This is a genomic window from Pseudoalteromonas arctica (genome assembly GCF_012927645.1).
GTDB classification, from domain to species: Bacteria; Pseudomonadota; Gammaproteobacteria; order Enterobacterales; family Alteromonadaceae; genus Pseudoalteromonas; species Pseudoalteromonas arctica_A.
Window position 1 is genome coordinate 16,725 of sequence record NZ_JABBMT010000038.1, and the last position, 15,260, is coordinate 31,984.

Annotated in this window: 12 protein-coding genes and 1 pseudogene; 11 read left to right on the top strand and 2 right to left on the bottom strand. The window is 41.4% G+C overall.

Features of this window, described 5'->3' with window-relative positions:
• Position 1 precedes the first annotated feature (1 nt).
• From HHO47_RS16760 to HHO47_RS16800, 9 genes are all read left to right on the top strand, one after another.
• Complete coding sequence (locus HHO47_RS16760; RefSeq protein ID WP_169021332.1) at positions 2-2,239, top strand: transporter; 2,238 nt, start codon at positions 2-4, stop codon at positions 2,237-2,239.
• A complete protein-coding gene (locus tag HHO47_RS16765) occupies positions 2,236-3,480 on the top strand; it encodes a tryptophan 7-halogenase (protein WP_169021333.1) in 1,245 nt (414 codons plus the stop codon). The genes HHO47_RS16760 and HHO47_RS16765 overlap by 4 nt, the downstream gene beginning before the upstream one ends.
• Positions 3,468-4,022 carry a DUF3261 domain-containing protein gene (locus tag HHO47_RS16770; RefSeq protein WP_169021334.1) on the top strand — a complete coding sequence of 185 codons (555 nt, stop codon included), beginning with the start codon at positions 3,468-3,470 and terminating at the stop codon, positions 4,020-4,022. Before HHO47_RS16765 ends, HHO47_RS16770 begins: the two co-directional genes overlap by 13 nt.
• Positions 4,022-5,188, top strand: a complete 1,167-nt coding sequence (locus HHO47_RS16775; protein WP_169021335.1) for a beta-ketoacyl-ACP synthase — start codon at positions 4,022-4,024, stop codon at positions 5,186-5,188. The genes HHO47_RS16770 and HHO47_RS16775 overlap by 1 nt, the downstream gene beginning before the upstream one ends.
• Positions 5,175-5,630: a 3-hydroxylacyl-ACP dehydratase gene (locus tag HHO47_RS16780; RefSeq protein ID WP_169021336.1), complete on the top strand. Its 456-nt coding sequence runs from the start codon at positions 5,175-5,177 to the stop codon at positions 5,628-5,630. The genes HHO47_RS16775 and HHO47_RS16780 overlap by 14 nt, the downstream gene beginning before the upstream one ends.
• A complete protein-coding gene (gene fabG / locus HHO47_RS16785) occupies positions 5,627-6,352 on the top strand; it encodes a 3-oxoacyl-ACP reductase FabG (RefSeq protein ID WP_169021337.1) in 726 nt (241 codons plus the stop codon). Before HHO47_RS16780 ends, fabG begins: the two co-directional genes overlap by 4 nt.
• The gene (locus HHO47_RS16790) at positions 6,352-7,581 is read left to right on the top strand and encodes a beta-ketoacyl-ACP synthase (RefSeq protein ID WP_169021338.1); all 1,230 of its coding nucleotides are present in this window, start codon (positions 6,352-6,354) and stop codon (positions 7,579-7,581) included. The genes fabG and HHO47_RS16790 overlap by 1 nt, the downstream gene beginning before the upstream one ends.
• A 181-nt stretch (positions 7,582-7,762) precedes the next feature.
• Positions 7,763-8,194: an excinuclease ABC subunit A gene (locus HHO47_RS16795; RefSeq protein WP_169021339.1), complete on the top strand. Its 432-nt coding sequence runs from the start codon at positions 7,763-7,765 to the stop codon at positions 8,192-8,194.
• 67 nt (positions 8,195-8,261) lie between these two features.
• Positions 8,262-9,563: a DEAD/DEAH box helicase gene (locus HHO47_RS16800; protein WP_169021340.1), complete on the top strand. Its 1,302-nt coding sequence runs from the start codon at positions 8,262-8,264 to the stop codon at positions 9,561-9,563.
• Positions 9,564-9,630: 67 nt separating this feature from the next.
• On the opposite strand, the gene HHO47_RS16805 is transcribed toward HHO47_RS16800, so the two are convergent.
• Positions 9,631-11,241 (bottom strand): NAD(P)/FAD-dependent oxidoreductase, encoded by a 1,611-nt coding sequence (locus tag HHO47_RS16805; RefSeq protein WP_169021341.1) that lies wholly within the window; start codon positions 11,239-11,241, stop codon positions 9,631-9,633.
• A gap of 164 nt (positions 11,242-11,405) precedes the next feature.
• Between HHO47_RS16805 and fdxA the strand changes: the two genes are divergently transcribed.
• Entirely contained in the window at positions 11,406-11,729 is a 324-nt protein-coding gene (fdxA, locus tag HHO47_RS16810) for a ferredoxin FdxA (protein ID WP_169021342.1), read from the top strand.
• Between the two features lie 135 nt (positions 11,730-11,864).
• Positions 11,865-14,097, top strand: a pseudogene (locus HHO47_RS16815) (DUF5916 domain-containing protein).
• Positions 14,098-14,160: 63 nt separating this feature from the next.
• On the opposite strand, the gene HHO47_RS16820 reads toward HHO47_RS16815, so the two are convergent.
• Positions 14,161-15,260, bottom strand: a 1,100-nt coding sequence (locus tag HHO47_RS16820) for a lipase family protein (RefSeq protein ID WP_169021344.1), incomplete at its 5' end; no start/stop codon positions are given.

Consider the following 15,260-nt stretch of genomic DNA (forward strand, 5'->3'; position numbering starts at 1 on the left):
AGTGGCTCGCTGGTTGAGAGCACTTGCATGGTTATCGGGGTTAGCGCTGTTATTAGCAGTGGTTATTACTTTGCAAAAGCCGCACATAGATAGTGATATTTTAGCTTTAATGCCACAATCGGATACACGTATTGATAATGTTGAAGCGCATTTTTTTGCAGCTAATAAACAGCAAGTGATGTTTTCTATTACCGGGGGAAGTGCAAAGCAAGTGCATGATAAGCTCAATAAGTGGCTTATTGATAACGGTTTGCCTGCGCGTTTTAATGTACCGCGAATTGATACTTTGAGCCAATTTTATGCTCCCTACGCCGGACGTTTACTCAGTGAAGAATATCTCGCTGCTCTTGAAAATCAACACACCTTCAGTACATTTTATAACCAAAAGCTTAGCCAGTTAGCCGATCCATTTGTCAGTGCAACGATCAACCTCGATGCAAGTTTAAGCCTTGCTAGCTTTTTAACTGAGCAAATGCAAAATCTGCAAACCTTTAACCTTGAAGAAAATCGCTTAACTGCAATTCATCACGATGCCAAATATTATCTGCTATTTGCACAGATCAGCGATAATGCATTCGGTATTGAGCAAGCCCAGCAACTTAGTACAAGCATTGAGCAACAGTTACAGCAATTAGCTGTGGATTTTCCACAAACACAGGTACGCTATTCAGGAGCGGTATTTCATACTAGTGCCAATGCCAGCCAAGCTAAATATGAAATGACATTATTTGGTACATTGAGCCTATTGGCGCTGATCACTATGATTGTGTGGGTGTTTCGTTCAAGTGTCGCGCTATGGCTTGCTTCATTGACTGTGCTGAGTGCTATTTTCGGCGGTGCCGCTGTATTACTTGTAGTGTTTTCACAGGTGCATATTCTCACTTTAGTATTTGCGGTTACACTTATTGGTATTGCCATAGATTATTCTTTTCATGGTATGCTGGATCTGTCGAGTGGCAAGCAAAAAGGTTACAGCCGAGGCTTAAAATTAGCACTGCTGTTATCCTTGCTGACTACCTCACTGGGTTATGCGAGTTTATTTTTTTCGCCCATGCTATTACTTGCTCAAGTAGGTGTATTTGTTGTGGCTGGGCTGTTTTGTGCATGGCTGTGTACCTTGCTCATTACCCGACAATGGCAGCATCAGCTCATTATTGCAGCGCCAATATTAAACATTGCTGATAAGCTATCAGTTATCTTACTACATTGGCTGCAATTGCGCCGCTATGTAATATTAGCTAGTATCGGATTGATAACTGCTTGTTATTTACATACACCAGTTAGCTTGAATAATGATGTTCGTTTGTTAAATGCAAGTCCGCAAGCGCTGATAGAAAATGAAGCTTTTCATTTATCATTACTAGGGCAAGATAATGGTCGAATTATGATCATGTTTGCAGATGATGAACAAGCGCTGCTTGAGCAATTAACACGCTTTAAAGTAGCACTTCAGTTACGCTCACCCGATGCAAAGCTGAATGTACTCAGCGATTTATTACCCAGTAGAGCAATGCAAGAACGAAATAGCGTGTTAGTGCAAGCAAAGCAGAATCAAGGCGTGTTCACTGCCTCAGAAAGTATCTCCGGACAGCCATTCAGCGTATCTACAATAACGTTAACTCTGGATGCATTACTGACATCGCCTTTAGCCCCTTTAGTTGAGCAACAAGTGATGAGAGGCGATGAATTTGTAGCAAGTTGGTTTATGGTTACTGATGTGCCGATGAGTGTTTTAGCTGATTTTGCATCTGCCGATCCGCAACTACTAATTTACAATAAAGTGGCGCTACTTAGCGAGGGCCTCACACACTATAGTCATTCGCTGTTTATTACCCTAGGCTGCGCCCTCCTATTAGCTGCCTTTTTGTTCGCATGGCGTTTTAAAATGAAGTGCGCATTTAAACAAAGCGCGGTGCTCGTGCTTACCATCGCAATTATTTTATCTTTATGCAGCGTGCTGCAGGGGAGTTTATCGATTTTTAATTTGCTCGGTAGCTTATTGGTAATGGCATTGTCTATCGATTACCTTGTTTTTTATCAAATAAATCAATTGAGCCGAGAAAATATCATCGCGATCAGTTTATCGGCGGCCTCATCCATGTGGGTGTTTGGAATGTTAGCGATGTCAATCACTCCAGCAATCTATAGCTTTGGTTTAACAATTATGATTGGCCTTGTGGCGATATTTGTTTTGGCGCCATTGACATTAGACGTACCTAAAAGTAAGGAGAATAGGTGAATACGGAAAATCAACATTACGACGTGGTGATCATAGGAGCTGGCCCATCTGGCGCTGTTGCCGCTACTTTATTAGTAAAGCATGGTTGGCGGGTACTGGTCTTAGAGCAGCAAACATTCCCACGTTTTTCCATTGGAGAAAGCTTATTACCACAATGTATGGTGTATTTAGAGCAAGCCGGCTTACTTGATTCACTGCATGAAAATGCCGCGCCACTGGGTTTTCAATTTAAAAATGGCGCTGCGTTTCAACGCAGTGGCGAACATGCCAGTATTAACTTCACTGAAAAATTTAGCCAAGGGCCTGGTACAACTTACCAAGTTAAACGAGCTGATTTTGATAAATGCCTTGCCGATGCTGCTCAGCAACAAGGCGCTGAAATTCGTTATCAGCATACGGTTATCGCCTACAATAATCTAGTTGATGGCGCACAGCTACTAGTAAAAAATCAGCAACAAAATGAATATCAAGTCACAGCGCGATTTATTTTAGACGCCAGTGGTTTTGGCCGTGTATTGCCGCGTTTATTAGATCTCGAACAGCCGTCAGACTTCCCTGTGCGAAGTGCTTTTTTCAGTCATTTTAAAGATGGCATTGTTGATGAAAGTTTCGACCGCAATAAAATTCTAATTAATGTGCACCCAATCCATAAAGATATCTGGTATTGGTTGATCCCTTTTAGCGACGGTACAGCTAGCATTGGTGTTGTTGCGCAGCCGAGTCGATTTGCTAAAAATGCCGAGCCGCTTGTGTGTTTAAATGACTTTCTTGAGCAAGACCCATTTTTGGCGCAATTGCTTAGCAGACGAGAGGCGATAGGTGACGCACGCAGTATTAGCGGCTACTCAGCCAATGTAAAATCTTTGGTTGGTAATAACTTTGCCTTATTAGGTAATGCAGGTGAGTTTTTAGATCCCGTTTTTTCGTCGGGTGTGACCATAGCGCTTAAATCGGCTTCATTAATCGCGCCTTTAGTGGACAGACACCTACGCGGTGAAAATGTTGATTTTGTTACTGACTACAGTAAGCCTTTACAGGCCGGGGTTGACTGTTTTAGAACCTATGTAAGTGCATGGTATGACGGACGTTTTCAGGATGTCATCTTTTATACAGAGCAAAATCATCAAGTAAAAGAAATGATCAGTGCAATCTTAGCTGGATATGCATGGGATACAGATAACCCATTTGTGAAACAGAGTGAGCGTAGACTTGCCACGTTGGTGTCATTATGTCAGTCATAATACGCGCTGCTGTATTACTCACTATTATGTTTTTAACTGCATGTAGTACACAATTTACACCGCAGAGTAGGGTTGAGATCGCCGATAATACCTCGCTTGAGTTAGCTGATCCACCAAAGCAGTTAATTATTGATAATTGGCAGCAAGTATTACACGTATCGCATCAAGATCAGCAGCATACTTTACTTGCGCAATTAACTATTGATGATCGCCAGGGTATAAATTTAGTGGTGATGACGGTACAAGGAATGCCTATTTTTATTTTAGAGAAGCCACCGGGTGCGCCAATCAAAAGTACAAAAATGTTGCCTATAGCTGGGGTTGATCCGCGTTATATCTTAGCTGACATAATGCTTGTACATTGGCCAGTTGCTGAGATAAATAAAAGGCTCCATGGCGCTGTTATGCAAGACAAGGTGGGTGAGAGACGTATTACTCATGATGAACAACTATTAGTCACGATTAATTTTTCGGGATCTGTAACCCAGCTTATTAATTTTCAGCGTAATTATAAAATACAATTTCAAAGGGTTGAGCAGTGATGCCGGTTTGGTTAAATGATTTAGGGATTGTGAGTGCCTTGGGGATAGGGCATCAGCAGACTATTGATAGTCTAAATTCTCAACCGAGTAATACACTAACGGCAACAGATGAATTAGCATTTTGTGGCCGAGCGACGTATGTTGGCATGGTTAAAACACTGCCTTTATCAGCGACGCTTCGCACATACAGCTTGATTGATGATGCAGTTGCGCAAATAAAGCCAACGCTTGAGCAGTTTAATATTGCTGATCAGCGTATTGCTGTGGTGATCGGCACCAGCACGGCATCAATTCATGAAGGTGAACGAGCTCGTATTCAACTAAAACAAGCAGGGCGTTGGCCACAAAAATACAGTTATAACGACCAAACCTTGGTTGCTCCAGCGCATTATATTGCCAAGCAATTGAATGCCACTGGTCCATGTTACAGTATTTCAACTGCATGCAGCTCAAGCTCAAAAGCCATGATCAGTGCAAGGGCATTATTGTTAGCTGATCTTGCGGATGTGGTGATATGTGGTGGTGTTGATAGCTTATGTCAGTTGACCGTCAATGGTTTTGATTCACTATCATCAATCAGCGATGCTGTCTGCCAACCGTTTTCGCTTACGCGAAGTGGCATTAATATTGGTGAAGGTGCGGCATTATTTGTGATGAGCAAAAAACGCAATCAAGGGAGTGCTGTTGCATTTATGGGTGGGGGAGAAAGTTCAGATGCTCATCATATCTCAGCGCCTGCACCCGATGGCAGTGGCGCAGAGCAAGCAATGCGAGCTGCATTAAGTGATGCAAACTTAACAGCCGAAGCTATTGATTATATTAACGCTCATGGGACAGCCACAGAGCAAAATGATGCAATGGAGTCACTTGCAATTAATCGTATATTTGGCAACAATACGCCAGTGAGTTCAAGCAAACACTTAAGTGGCCATACCCTTGGCGCTGCGGGCGCGATAGAAGCGGGAATTTGTTGGTTAAGCTTAATTAAGAATGACTGCTTGACTACGTTACCTTTTAATAACGGTGAACAAGACTCTGCTCTTGATGAGATTGCTTTGCTGACCTCTTCCTTTATAAAACCTCTAAAATATTGCTTGTCCAATTCATTTGCATTTGGTGGTAATAATGTCAGCGTAATACTAGGACTTATTGATGAACAACTATAATATTGAGCAAGTCGTACCTCATAGTGCGCCTATGATTTTGCTCAATAAGCTTATCTGTTATGAGCAAAACAGTGCAACTTGCGAAGTAACTATTTCGCCAACCAGTGTATTTTATGCCGAGGATTTGCAAGGTGTGCCAAGTTATATTGGTACTGAGTATATGGCACAGGCAATTGCTGCTTATGCAGGCGCCTTAGCTCAAGACAAAGGCGAGGCGGTTAAAATAGGTTTTTTAATTGGCACTCGTAAATACAAAACGCATACCCCTATTTTTAATAGGGGCTCAGTATTACACGTTACGGTTACTAAGTTATACCAAGAAGACTCTGGGTTAAGTGTGTTTGAATGCTGTATAAAAAACAATAACACAGCATTATGTGAAGCTAAAATTAATGTGTTTCAACCGCAAGATCCAATGCAATTTATAAGAGAGCAACAATGACAAAACGAATTTTAGTAACAGGGTCAAGCCGTGGTATTGGTAAGGCAATCGCATTACGCTTAGCCGAGGATGGTTACGACATTGCGGTGCATTGTCGTACTGGGCTCGAAAGTGCAAAACAAACCTGTGATGAAATTACGGCATGTGGACAAAATGTTAGCCTATTACAATTCGACGTATGTGATAGGGCCGCTGCTAAGCAACAAATTGAAGCTGATATTGCTGAGCACGGCGCATATTATGGCGTAGTATGTAATGCAGGGATCACTAATGATATGGCTTTTCCGGCTATGTCAGGGGAAGATTGGGACAGTGTTATTCGTACTGGGCTTGAAGGATTCTACAATGTAGTGCACCCAATAGTGATGCCAATGGTACAAGGGCGAAAAGGCGGACGCATTATTACTATGTCGTCGGTATCGGGTATTGCTGGTAACCGTGGGCAGGTCAATTACAGTGCTGCAAAAGCAGGGATTATTGGCGCAACTAAAGCATTATCGCTTGAACTTGCCAAACGCAAAATTACCGTTAACTGTGTTGCTCCTGGTTTAATTGATACGCAAATGACTAATGATTTACCTGTCGATGAAATGCTTAAAATGATCCCACTAAAGCGTATGGGTGCTGTGAATGAAGTTGCAGGTACTGTGGCTTTTTTAATGAGTGATGATGCGGCGTATATTACCCGCCAAGTGATCTCCGTAAACGGTGGTATGGTTTAATGAAACGCGTTGTTGTTACGGGGATGTCGGCAATTACTGCTTTAGGAGATCAATGGCCTGTGTTTAAAGAAGCGTTACAGCGCGGTGAAAACGCAGTACAAGTTATGTCTGATTGGGATTTTTTACCAGAGTTAAATACGCGACTCGCAGCACCGGTGACTCATTTTACAAAACCTGCGCACTACAAACGTAAACAGGTACGCTCTATGGGGCGCGTTGCAATCATGTCAACACGTACCACTGAACTTGCATTAGAGCAGGCCGGTTTATTAGATAATCCAAGTTTAACGGATGGCTCTACTGGTGTGTCTTTTGGCTCCTCAACAGGTTCAACTCAACCCTTGATTGCGTTTTCAAAAATGATGGAAACGGGTTCTATGGTTGGCGTTACAGCAACAAGTTATATTCAAATGATGGCACATACTGCACCTGTCAACGTAGGGGTTTTTTTTGGTATTAAGGGTCGTGTTATCACCACAAGCTCTGCATGTACGTCAGGCTCACAAGGGATTGGTTATGCCTATGAAGCGATTAAATTTGGCCGTCAGAAAATAATGGTAGCAGGGGGTGCAGAAGAGCTCTGTGTTACAGAAGCCGCTGTATTTGATACCTTGTATGCCACCAGTACCAAAAATAATACAGCTAAATTGACTCCGAGGCCTTTTGACACTGAGCGTGATGGTTTAGTGATAGGGGAAGGGGCTGGGACGCTTATTTTAGAGGAGTATGAGCATGCCAAAGCCCGTGGCGCAATGATTCTTGCTGAAGTTGTTGGTTTTGGTTGCAATTCTGATGGCCAGCATGTCACGCAACCTACATCAGCAACAATGCAAGTGGCCATTGAAATGGCGCTACAAGACGCAAACGTGTCAGCAGATCAGATTGGTTATGTAAATGCACACGGTACCTCAACCGATCGCGGTGATATTGCAGAATCTCATGCTACGTTTAACGCATTAGGCGCAAAACCTATCAGCTCGCTCAAAAGCTACTTAGGCCATACTTTAGGTGCCTGCGGCGCAATTGAAGCATGGGCTAGTATTAACATGATGAAGGACAATTGGTTTGCGCCAACGATTAATTTAATCAATGTTGATAGTCAGTGTGCGCCACTTGACTATATAACAGGCCAAGGTAGAGAAATTCATACTGACTATGTAATGAGTAATAATTTTGCATTTGGTGGTATTAATACATCGCTCATTTTTAAGCGTTATCAAGGTGAATAAAGGGTTTTCGATTTACCTATGGGCTGAATTTTGATAATAAAAAATATTGGCTGGGTGGGTTTGTAAAATATCACCACTTAGTAGATAGTAAACAGCAATATAGTTCTTTAGTTAAACGAAACAGTAATATCGTTTGGCTTTGCTGTTGCCTGGAAATTTTATACACAACAAGGAAATTGAAATGAAATTGATTTATAGCGCACTTTTAGTCGCTGCCTCATTAACTGCTGTATCAGTGAATGCTCGTGACGATATTGGTCAATATCCAATTCAATCATTACTAGAAACAACTAAAGCAAAAGCGGCATTATTAGAGATCCCGCTTTATTTTGCCGATCAAGCTCATGCCAAAGAAAGTAGTAAATTTGGTGAAGTGATCACTAATAAAAAAACCAATGCTTTTAATAAAAGTGACCGTGAAGCCTGTGAATGGGTAATGTTAAGTGCCTTAAAAGCTTTACAAGAGCGAGCGCTAAAAGAAGGCATGAATGCCGTTGTTAATATTCAATCGTATTATAAAAAGCGTGAGTTTGTTAGCAGCACTGAATATGAATGTGGTGCAGGTGCTCTTATGGCTGGTGTGGCATTAAAAGGCACTTTAGTTAAGTTATAGCTAACTGCTTGCTGTAAATTACTGTATAATTTGCGACCCTTGATAATGTGGCCGCAGGTTATACAGCATGAATTTTAAATCTTTTAGTTTTGCCCCTGAACTTCTTCAGGCGTTAGATGAACTTAACTATCACACCCTTACGCCCATTCAACGTAATGCTATTCCAGCAGTGCGTAAAGGCAAAGATGTTTTAGCCAGCGCCCAAACAGGCACTGGTAAAACGGCTGCTTTCGCGTTGCCTATTATTCAAAAATTATCAGAAGTTGAATACAGCAAAAGTAATGCTCCTCGTGCCTTGGTGCTAGCACCAACCCGTGAGCTTGCTGAGCAAATAGCCAATAATTTCACTGACTTTGCCAAATACACCAACCTTAAAATCGTGAGCTTATTTGGTGGTGTAAATACTGCTGGTCAGGCAAATGGTCTAAAAGCGGGTGTAGACATTGTTGTCGCAACGCCTGGGCGTTTACTGGATCATATTCGTTTAGGTAACCTAAGCCTTGCTCAAGTACAGCATTTAGTACTAGATGAAGCTGATCGTATGCTCGATATGGGCTTTATCACGGATATGCAAACAGTGATCAATGGCTGTGCTGAAGATCGCCAAATTTTATTGTTCTCTGCAACATTCCCAGCGGCAATTAAACAGTTTGCTAGCAAAGTACTCAAGCAAGCTGAAATTGTCCGTGTTGATCAAACCAACAGCACTGCTGCAACCGTTCATCATGTGGTATATCCAGTTGAAGAGCGCCGTAAACAAGAGCTACTTTCTGAATTGATCGGTAAGAAAAACTGGCAACAAGTGTTAGTGTTCGTCAATATGAAAGAAACAGCGGATGAGCTAGTTAAAGAATTAAATCTTGATGGTATCCCAGCTGCTGTATGCCATGGTGATAAAACCCAAGGTAACCGCCGTCGCGCATTAAGTGATTTCAAAGCAGGTAAAGTACGCGTACTCGTGGCTACAGAAGTTGCCGCTCGCGGGATTGATATTGATGATTTACCACGTGTAATTAATATTGACTTACCATGGCTTGCTGAAGATTACGTACACCGTATTGGTCGTACAGGTCGTGCCGGTAAACAAGGCCAAGCAATCTCATTTGTTAGCCGCGAAGAAGAAAACATGTTGTTTGAAATTGAAACCTTAATTGGTCAAAAAATTCAGCGTGAATATTTACCTGGTTATGAAGTAAGTAACCGTGAAGTATTGATTGATAAAATTGGCAAAAAACCGTCGCATTTACGTCGTAGCCATACAAATAAACCATCAGGTCAAGCAACTGGTGAAGCACGAGCTAAAAACCGTTCACGTATCTCAAACGTACGTAAAACCCTCAAAGGTGCCAAACTTTCATTAAAGAAATAATGGTATAAGTTATTAACACCAAAAAGCCTCAATAAATGAGGCTTTTTTGTGAACAATGAAAAACTACTTAGCTATTTTTCTCAAGCATAGATAACGCTACAGCTTCAGCCGCTTTGATCCCATCAATACCAGCGGATAGAATACCACCCGCATAACCCGCACCTTCACCGGCAGGATATAGGCCTTGAGTGTTGATACTTTGCATGCTCTTATCGCGCTTGATACAAATTGGTGATGAAGTGCGGGTTTCAACGCCCGTTAATAAGCCATCGTTTGATGAAAAACCACGAATTTGCTTATTAAATGCAGGAATTGCTTCACGAATGGCATCAATTGCATAGTTAGGTAACACATTTGCTAGATCAGTAAGTTTGATACCTGGTGTGTATGAAGGCTTTACATCGCCTAAGTCACTTGAATCTTTACCTTTTAAGAAGTCGCCAATTAACTGTGCTGGTGCATCGTAATTACTACCGCCTAATGCAAAGGCTTGCTCTTCTAGTTTTCGCTGCAGATCAATACCAGCTAATGGGTGGCCTGGGAAATCTTCTTCAGGAGAAATGCCCACAACAATAGCGCTGTTAGCGTTGCGTTCGCTGCGAGAATATTGACTCATGCCATTCGTTACCACGCGACCTTCCTCAGAGGTTGCCGCAACCACTGTACCGCCTGGGCACATACAAAAGCTATAAACAGTACGGCCACTGTCACAGTGGTGAACAAGTTTGTAATCTGCAGAGCCAAGGATCGGGTTACCAGCATTATCACCAAAACGGCATTCATCGATCATAGATTGTTTGTGCTCAATTCTAAAACCAACTGAGAACGGTTTTGCTTCAACGTAAATCCCTTTATCGTACACCATTTTAAATGTATCACGTGCGCTGTGACCTACCGCAAGCACAACATGACGGGTATTAAGTTGTTCACCTGTAGATAGTTTTAAGCCAGTGACTTGGCCATCATCAAGTAGGATGTCATCAACGCGGGTGCTAAAACGAATTTCACCACCAAGCGCTTCAATACTTGCACGCATTTTTTCAATCATAGTCACTAGCTTAAAAGTACCAATGTGCGGCTTGCTGACATACATAATTTCTTCTGGTGCGCCCGCAGCTACAAATTCAGTGATCACTTTACGACCATAATGCTTTGGATCTTTAACTTGGCTATAAAGTTTTCCGTCAGAGAAAGTTCCCGCGCCGCCTTCACCAAACTGTACGTTTGACTCAGTATTTAGAGTACGCTTTCGCCAAAAACCGAAAGTGTCTTTGGTCCGTTCACGCACTTCTTTTCCGCGCTCTAAAATAATGGGTTTAAACCCCATTTGCGCCAGTATTAAACCAGCAAACAATCCGCAAGGGCCAAAGCCTATTACCACCGGGCGTTCTTGAGCGATTACCGGTGCTTGAGCAACAAATTTATAGCTGGTATCAGGGGCTGGTTTGACATGTTGGTCTTTAGCAAACTGAATTAATAATTGGACTTCATTATCAACTTCAATGTCGAGGGTATAAATAAGTAAAATGGCGGTTTTTTTACGGGCATCGTAACCACGTTTAAAGACATTAAAGCTATGGAGTTGGCTGTTATCAATGCCAAGTTTAGTTATAATTGCTTGCTTTATGGCATCGTCGTCATGATCAAGTGGCAGCTTTATTTCTGTTAAACGTATCATATTTAGTCTCTGTTAGGTGTCTTAGCAGCCGCTGATGCGATATGCTCACAATTGCAGGTATTTTACGTTAATTTAAGCTGCGATGGCAGCGATTATTTATTGTATTTTGGCTGTGGTTGGGTATGATCTCCAGCCGTATTAAGATATGTTAGGCAAACGTTAAAATGGCATTTGTAGTCACTGAAAACTGTATAAAGTGTAAATACACTGATTGTGTAGCAGTGTGTCCAGCAGATGCGTTTTATGAAGGCCCTAATTTCTTGGCGATCAGTCCGATTGATTGTATTGATTGTGGCTTATGCGTTCCAGAATGTCCCGCCGAAGCAATTTATCAAGAAGATGAACTACCTGACTCGCAAAAAGAATTCACAAAGCTGAATGCTGAACTTGCACTTATTTGGCCGCGTATCACAGATGTAAAGCCAGCCCCTGAAGATGCCGATATCTGGAATGGTGTGGTTGATAAATTAAAGTTAATTGAGACCTGAAACTTCAGCTTTTTGTTTTGGTTGGTTAATTAAAATAACATTTTTGCAATCAAGCTATTAACAAATGTACCTGCATGAATTACAATTGGATTCTTAACTTACTCACCCGAGTAACTGGGTATTAAATGGATGTTTATGCAGTATATAAAATTAATAACGTTACCTGTCTGGATGTTAGCTTTCGCTTTATGTAGTACGTTTGCACACGCAGAGAAACAACAATTTACTTTTAGCGCATATTGAACAAAGCATAGAGCTCGATGGCCAATTAACAGAACCGCATTGGCAACAAGCCACGTTAGTGCCTTTACGTTATCAAAATGAACCTAACGAGAAAGGCACGCCACCGGTAAAAACGGATGCTTATATTTACGAGGATGGTAACTATTTATATGTTGGCCTTGTTGCTTATGATAATGATCCGAGTCAAATTCGTGCCGCACTTCGAGACCGCGATACTTTATGGAGTGATGATAACGTTGCGCTAATGATAGATACCTTTAATGATGAACGAACAGGTTATGAGTTTTACGTAAACCCGCTTGGTGCGCAAGGTGATATGCGGATGACAGATACCGACGGTTGGAGTGAAGACCCTTCATGGGATGCGATTTGGGACAGCGCAGGGCAAATAACCAAGCAAGGTTATGTGGTTGAAATGCGTATTCCATTTACAGCATTACGATTTCCTAAAAATAAAGCCGATATGACGTGGGGCTTTGCTTTATGGCGTAATTATCCCCGAGAGGTGCTTTATCAATTATCTAATGTAGGTTTTGACCGCGATGTGAAATGCAGTTTTTGCCAATTTGATAAACTTATGGGCTTCAATGCTATGGAGCCCAGTAAGAACATTCAATTAACACCAACCTTGACAGCAGTACGTCATGATGTAAAAGAGGCTGTACCAGGTGATTGGCAAAATGGTGATATTGATACCGAAGCTGGACTCGATTTACGTTGGGGGATCAGCCAAGATGCGGTTATTAACGCCACCATTAATCCCGATTTCTCACAAGTCGAGGCAGATAGCTTAGAGTTGGATGTAAATACTACATTTTCTATCCAATATGCTGAAAAGCGCCCATTCTTTTTAGACGGTGCATCATATTTTAAAAGCAGTTTATTTGAGCTTTTATATACTAGAACAATTGCTGAGCCCGAAATTGGCACCAAAATAACAGGTAAAACAGCTGCACATAGCTATGCCTTTATGTATGCAGATGATGAAAATACCAGTATTTTATTACCTACAAACCAAGGTTCTGGCTTTGCTAATTTAGCTGAAAAATCAAAGTCATCAATTGGGCGTTACCAATATGATATCGGTGAGCAGGGCACTATAGGTGTGATGAGTACTCATCGTGAAGCAAATGATTATCACAATAGCGTACTGTCTGTGGATGGTAGTTATTGGTTTAATCAAACCGATAGTGTGTTGTATCAAGTTGCAACCTCTGATACTAAGAATTCCGCCTTTTTAATCGATAATTATGGCTTAAACAAAAGCCAATCCGACCAAGCTTATAAGCTTGAGTTTGCTCGTGAGAAGCGTGATTATAAGCTACTTGCCAGTTACGAAGACATTGGTGAAGATTACCGTACTGACGTTGGCTATCAAGCAAAAGTGGATTACAAAAAAGCGTTATTAGGTGGCGGGCAAACCTGGTACTTGGATGCAAGTGAGATGGTAACCGAATATTCTTATAATGTGGATTGGGACAAAACCTGGGCACAAGATGGCAGCTTGCTTGAAGAAGAGTATGAAGGTTATATCTTTTTAAAAGGCCAATTACAGTCATCCTTAGAGTTTGGTTTGATCCACCGTAATGAGAGTTATTATGGTAACTTCTATAACCAAAACATTGGCTATATCTACGGTGGTTTTAGTCCAAGCAAAGATTTACGCATTACGCTTTACAGTGAATTTGGCAGTAAAATAGATTACAGCAATGAGCAGTTAGGTGATTTATTTACCATAGAGCCAGAGCTGACGTGGGATATAAATGATCACTGGCAAGTACAGTTAGAGCATAGTTACAGTCGTTTAAATAACCCACAAGGTGATAATGTTTTTACTGCGAATCTGACTGATTTACGTGTTTACTATAAATTCAACATGCGCTCTATGCTGAAACTGATTTTACAGTTTGAAGATATCGACCGTAATCAAAACGCTTACTATGCCAATGTTAATAGCATCAACCGAGATTACGGTAGTCAGCTGGTTTATTCCTATAAAATCAATGCACAAACCTTGTTTTACTTAGGCTATTCAGATAAAGGCTACCAAGACGATTCATTGAAGAGTTTAGAGCGTGATCAGCGAACTTTCTTCACCAAACTCAGTTATGCGTGGCAGTTGTAATCTTTTGATAATATGACTAATTTTAAATAAGCCAGCATTAGTAAATGCTGGCTTATAATACGTTTATACGAGTAGAGGGGCTGTATGGCTAGCCATTTCTATTGAAAATTTAGCTAGTTGGGAAAGTTTCATAAGCATTTTCTTAAAAATTAAACGGATCCCACGGTAACTAAAATCAATAAACTTCCCTGCGGGCAGGCCACAAAATACATACATATGACCCACAATCCCTTTTACCTCTGCTGCATAGGCCAAAGTTGTTTCTATTTCATTTGCTAAATAGGTCGCAATAGCATCATAAATAGTTAGTAAGCCCGTAACACTGGCCTGTATTGAATGTAATACGCCTTTTTTATTTAAAAAGTCGAGCAGCGCGGCACCTATTTTCTTAGCCCAGCGCACAGAAAAGTGAGCTTGATGACGTTTTTCAAAATCAAGACGAACAGCTTCTTGGTGACGTACTTCAAATCCTTTTTGAATATCAATATAGCTCTTGTATTTTGATGCAGTATTTAAATATCCAGGAGTTGGATTAGTCATGCTATGAGCGCCAGGAGAGATACTGGGTGCTGAATTTAAAATATATTCGTCCTTGGTGTGCATAAAAGGCCAAACAGGTACCATAGGTACAGGGTCACCTGCGTGCACACAGCGATATACGCCTTGTAAAGCGTGCTCAGTATGACTTGCAAAACTTGATAGCCCTACACGCGGCGCACCAAAAGTATACAGTTTTACAGGTACTTTAAAGCGTTGTTTTAGCCAATTAGCGGCTAAATTTGCCAATGCTCCGCCTAAGCTGTGGCCGACAACATGAACCGGAGCCGTAGGGTTTTGTGAAAAATATTGTTCTAACTGTGATTTAAGTGAGTTAAAAGTTTTATTAAACCCTGCATGCACACTCTGATTATTAGGCCCAGTTGCGACACCACAGTGTAAATCAGTAATACAATCGCGCATCTTTGCTGTGCCACGTAATGCTAATACATAATGATCTTTAAACGCCCCTGTTTTTCCTTTAGCAATACAGCCATATGGGGTGTGATGGCGGAAGATTCGTTCTAAAATAGAGCCGCTTATCGCAGTGATATTTAAACCCTCAAAACTAAATATGGGGCTTAGAAAAGGAAAGCTCGCAGACGTTTTTAATCCCCCATGTTCTG

Coding starts and splice junctions, on each gene's coding strand:
- fabG (WP_169021337.1), top strand. CDS start 5,627: ATGACAAAACGAATTTTAGTAACAGGGTCAAGCCGTGGTATTGGTAAG.
- HHO47_RS16795 (WP_169021339.1), top strand. CDS start 7,763: ATGAAATTGATTTATAGCGCACTTTTAGTCGCTGCCTCATTAACTGCT.
- HHO47_RS16770 (WP_169021334.1), top strand. CDS start 3,468: ATGTCAGTCATAATACGCGCTGCTGTATTACTCACTATTATGTTTTTA.
- fdxA (WP_169021342.1), top strand. CDS start 11,406: ATGGCATTTGTAGTCACTGAAAACTGTATAAAGTGTAAATACACTGAT.
- HHO47_RS16805 (WP_169021341.1), bottom strand. CDS start 11,241: ATGATACGTTTAACAGAAATAAAGCTGCCACTTGATCATGACGACGAT.
- HHO47_RS16775 (WP_169021335.1), top strand. CDS start 4,022: ATGCCGGTTTGGTTAAATGATTTAGGGATTGTGAGTGCCTTGGGGATA.
- HHO47_RS16800 (WP_169021340.1), top strand. CDS start 8,262: ATGAATTTTAAATCTTTTAGTTTTGCCCCTGAACTTCTTCAGGCGTTA.
- HHO47_RS16790 (WP_169021338.1), top strand. CDS start 6,352: ATGAAACGCGTTGTTGTTACGGGGATGTCGGCAATTACTGCTTTAGGA.
- HHO47_RS16780 (WP_169021336.1), top strand. CDS start 5,175: ATGAACAACTATAATATTGAGCAAGTCGTACCTCATAGTGCGCCTATG.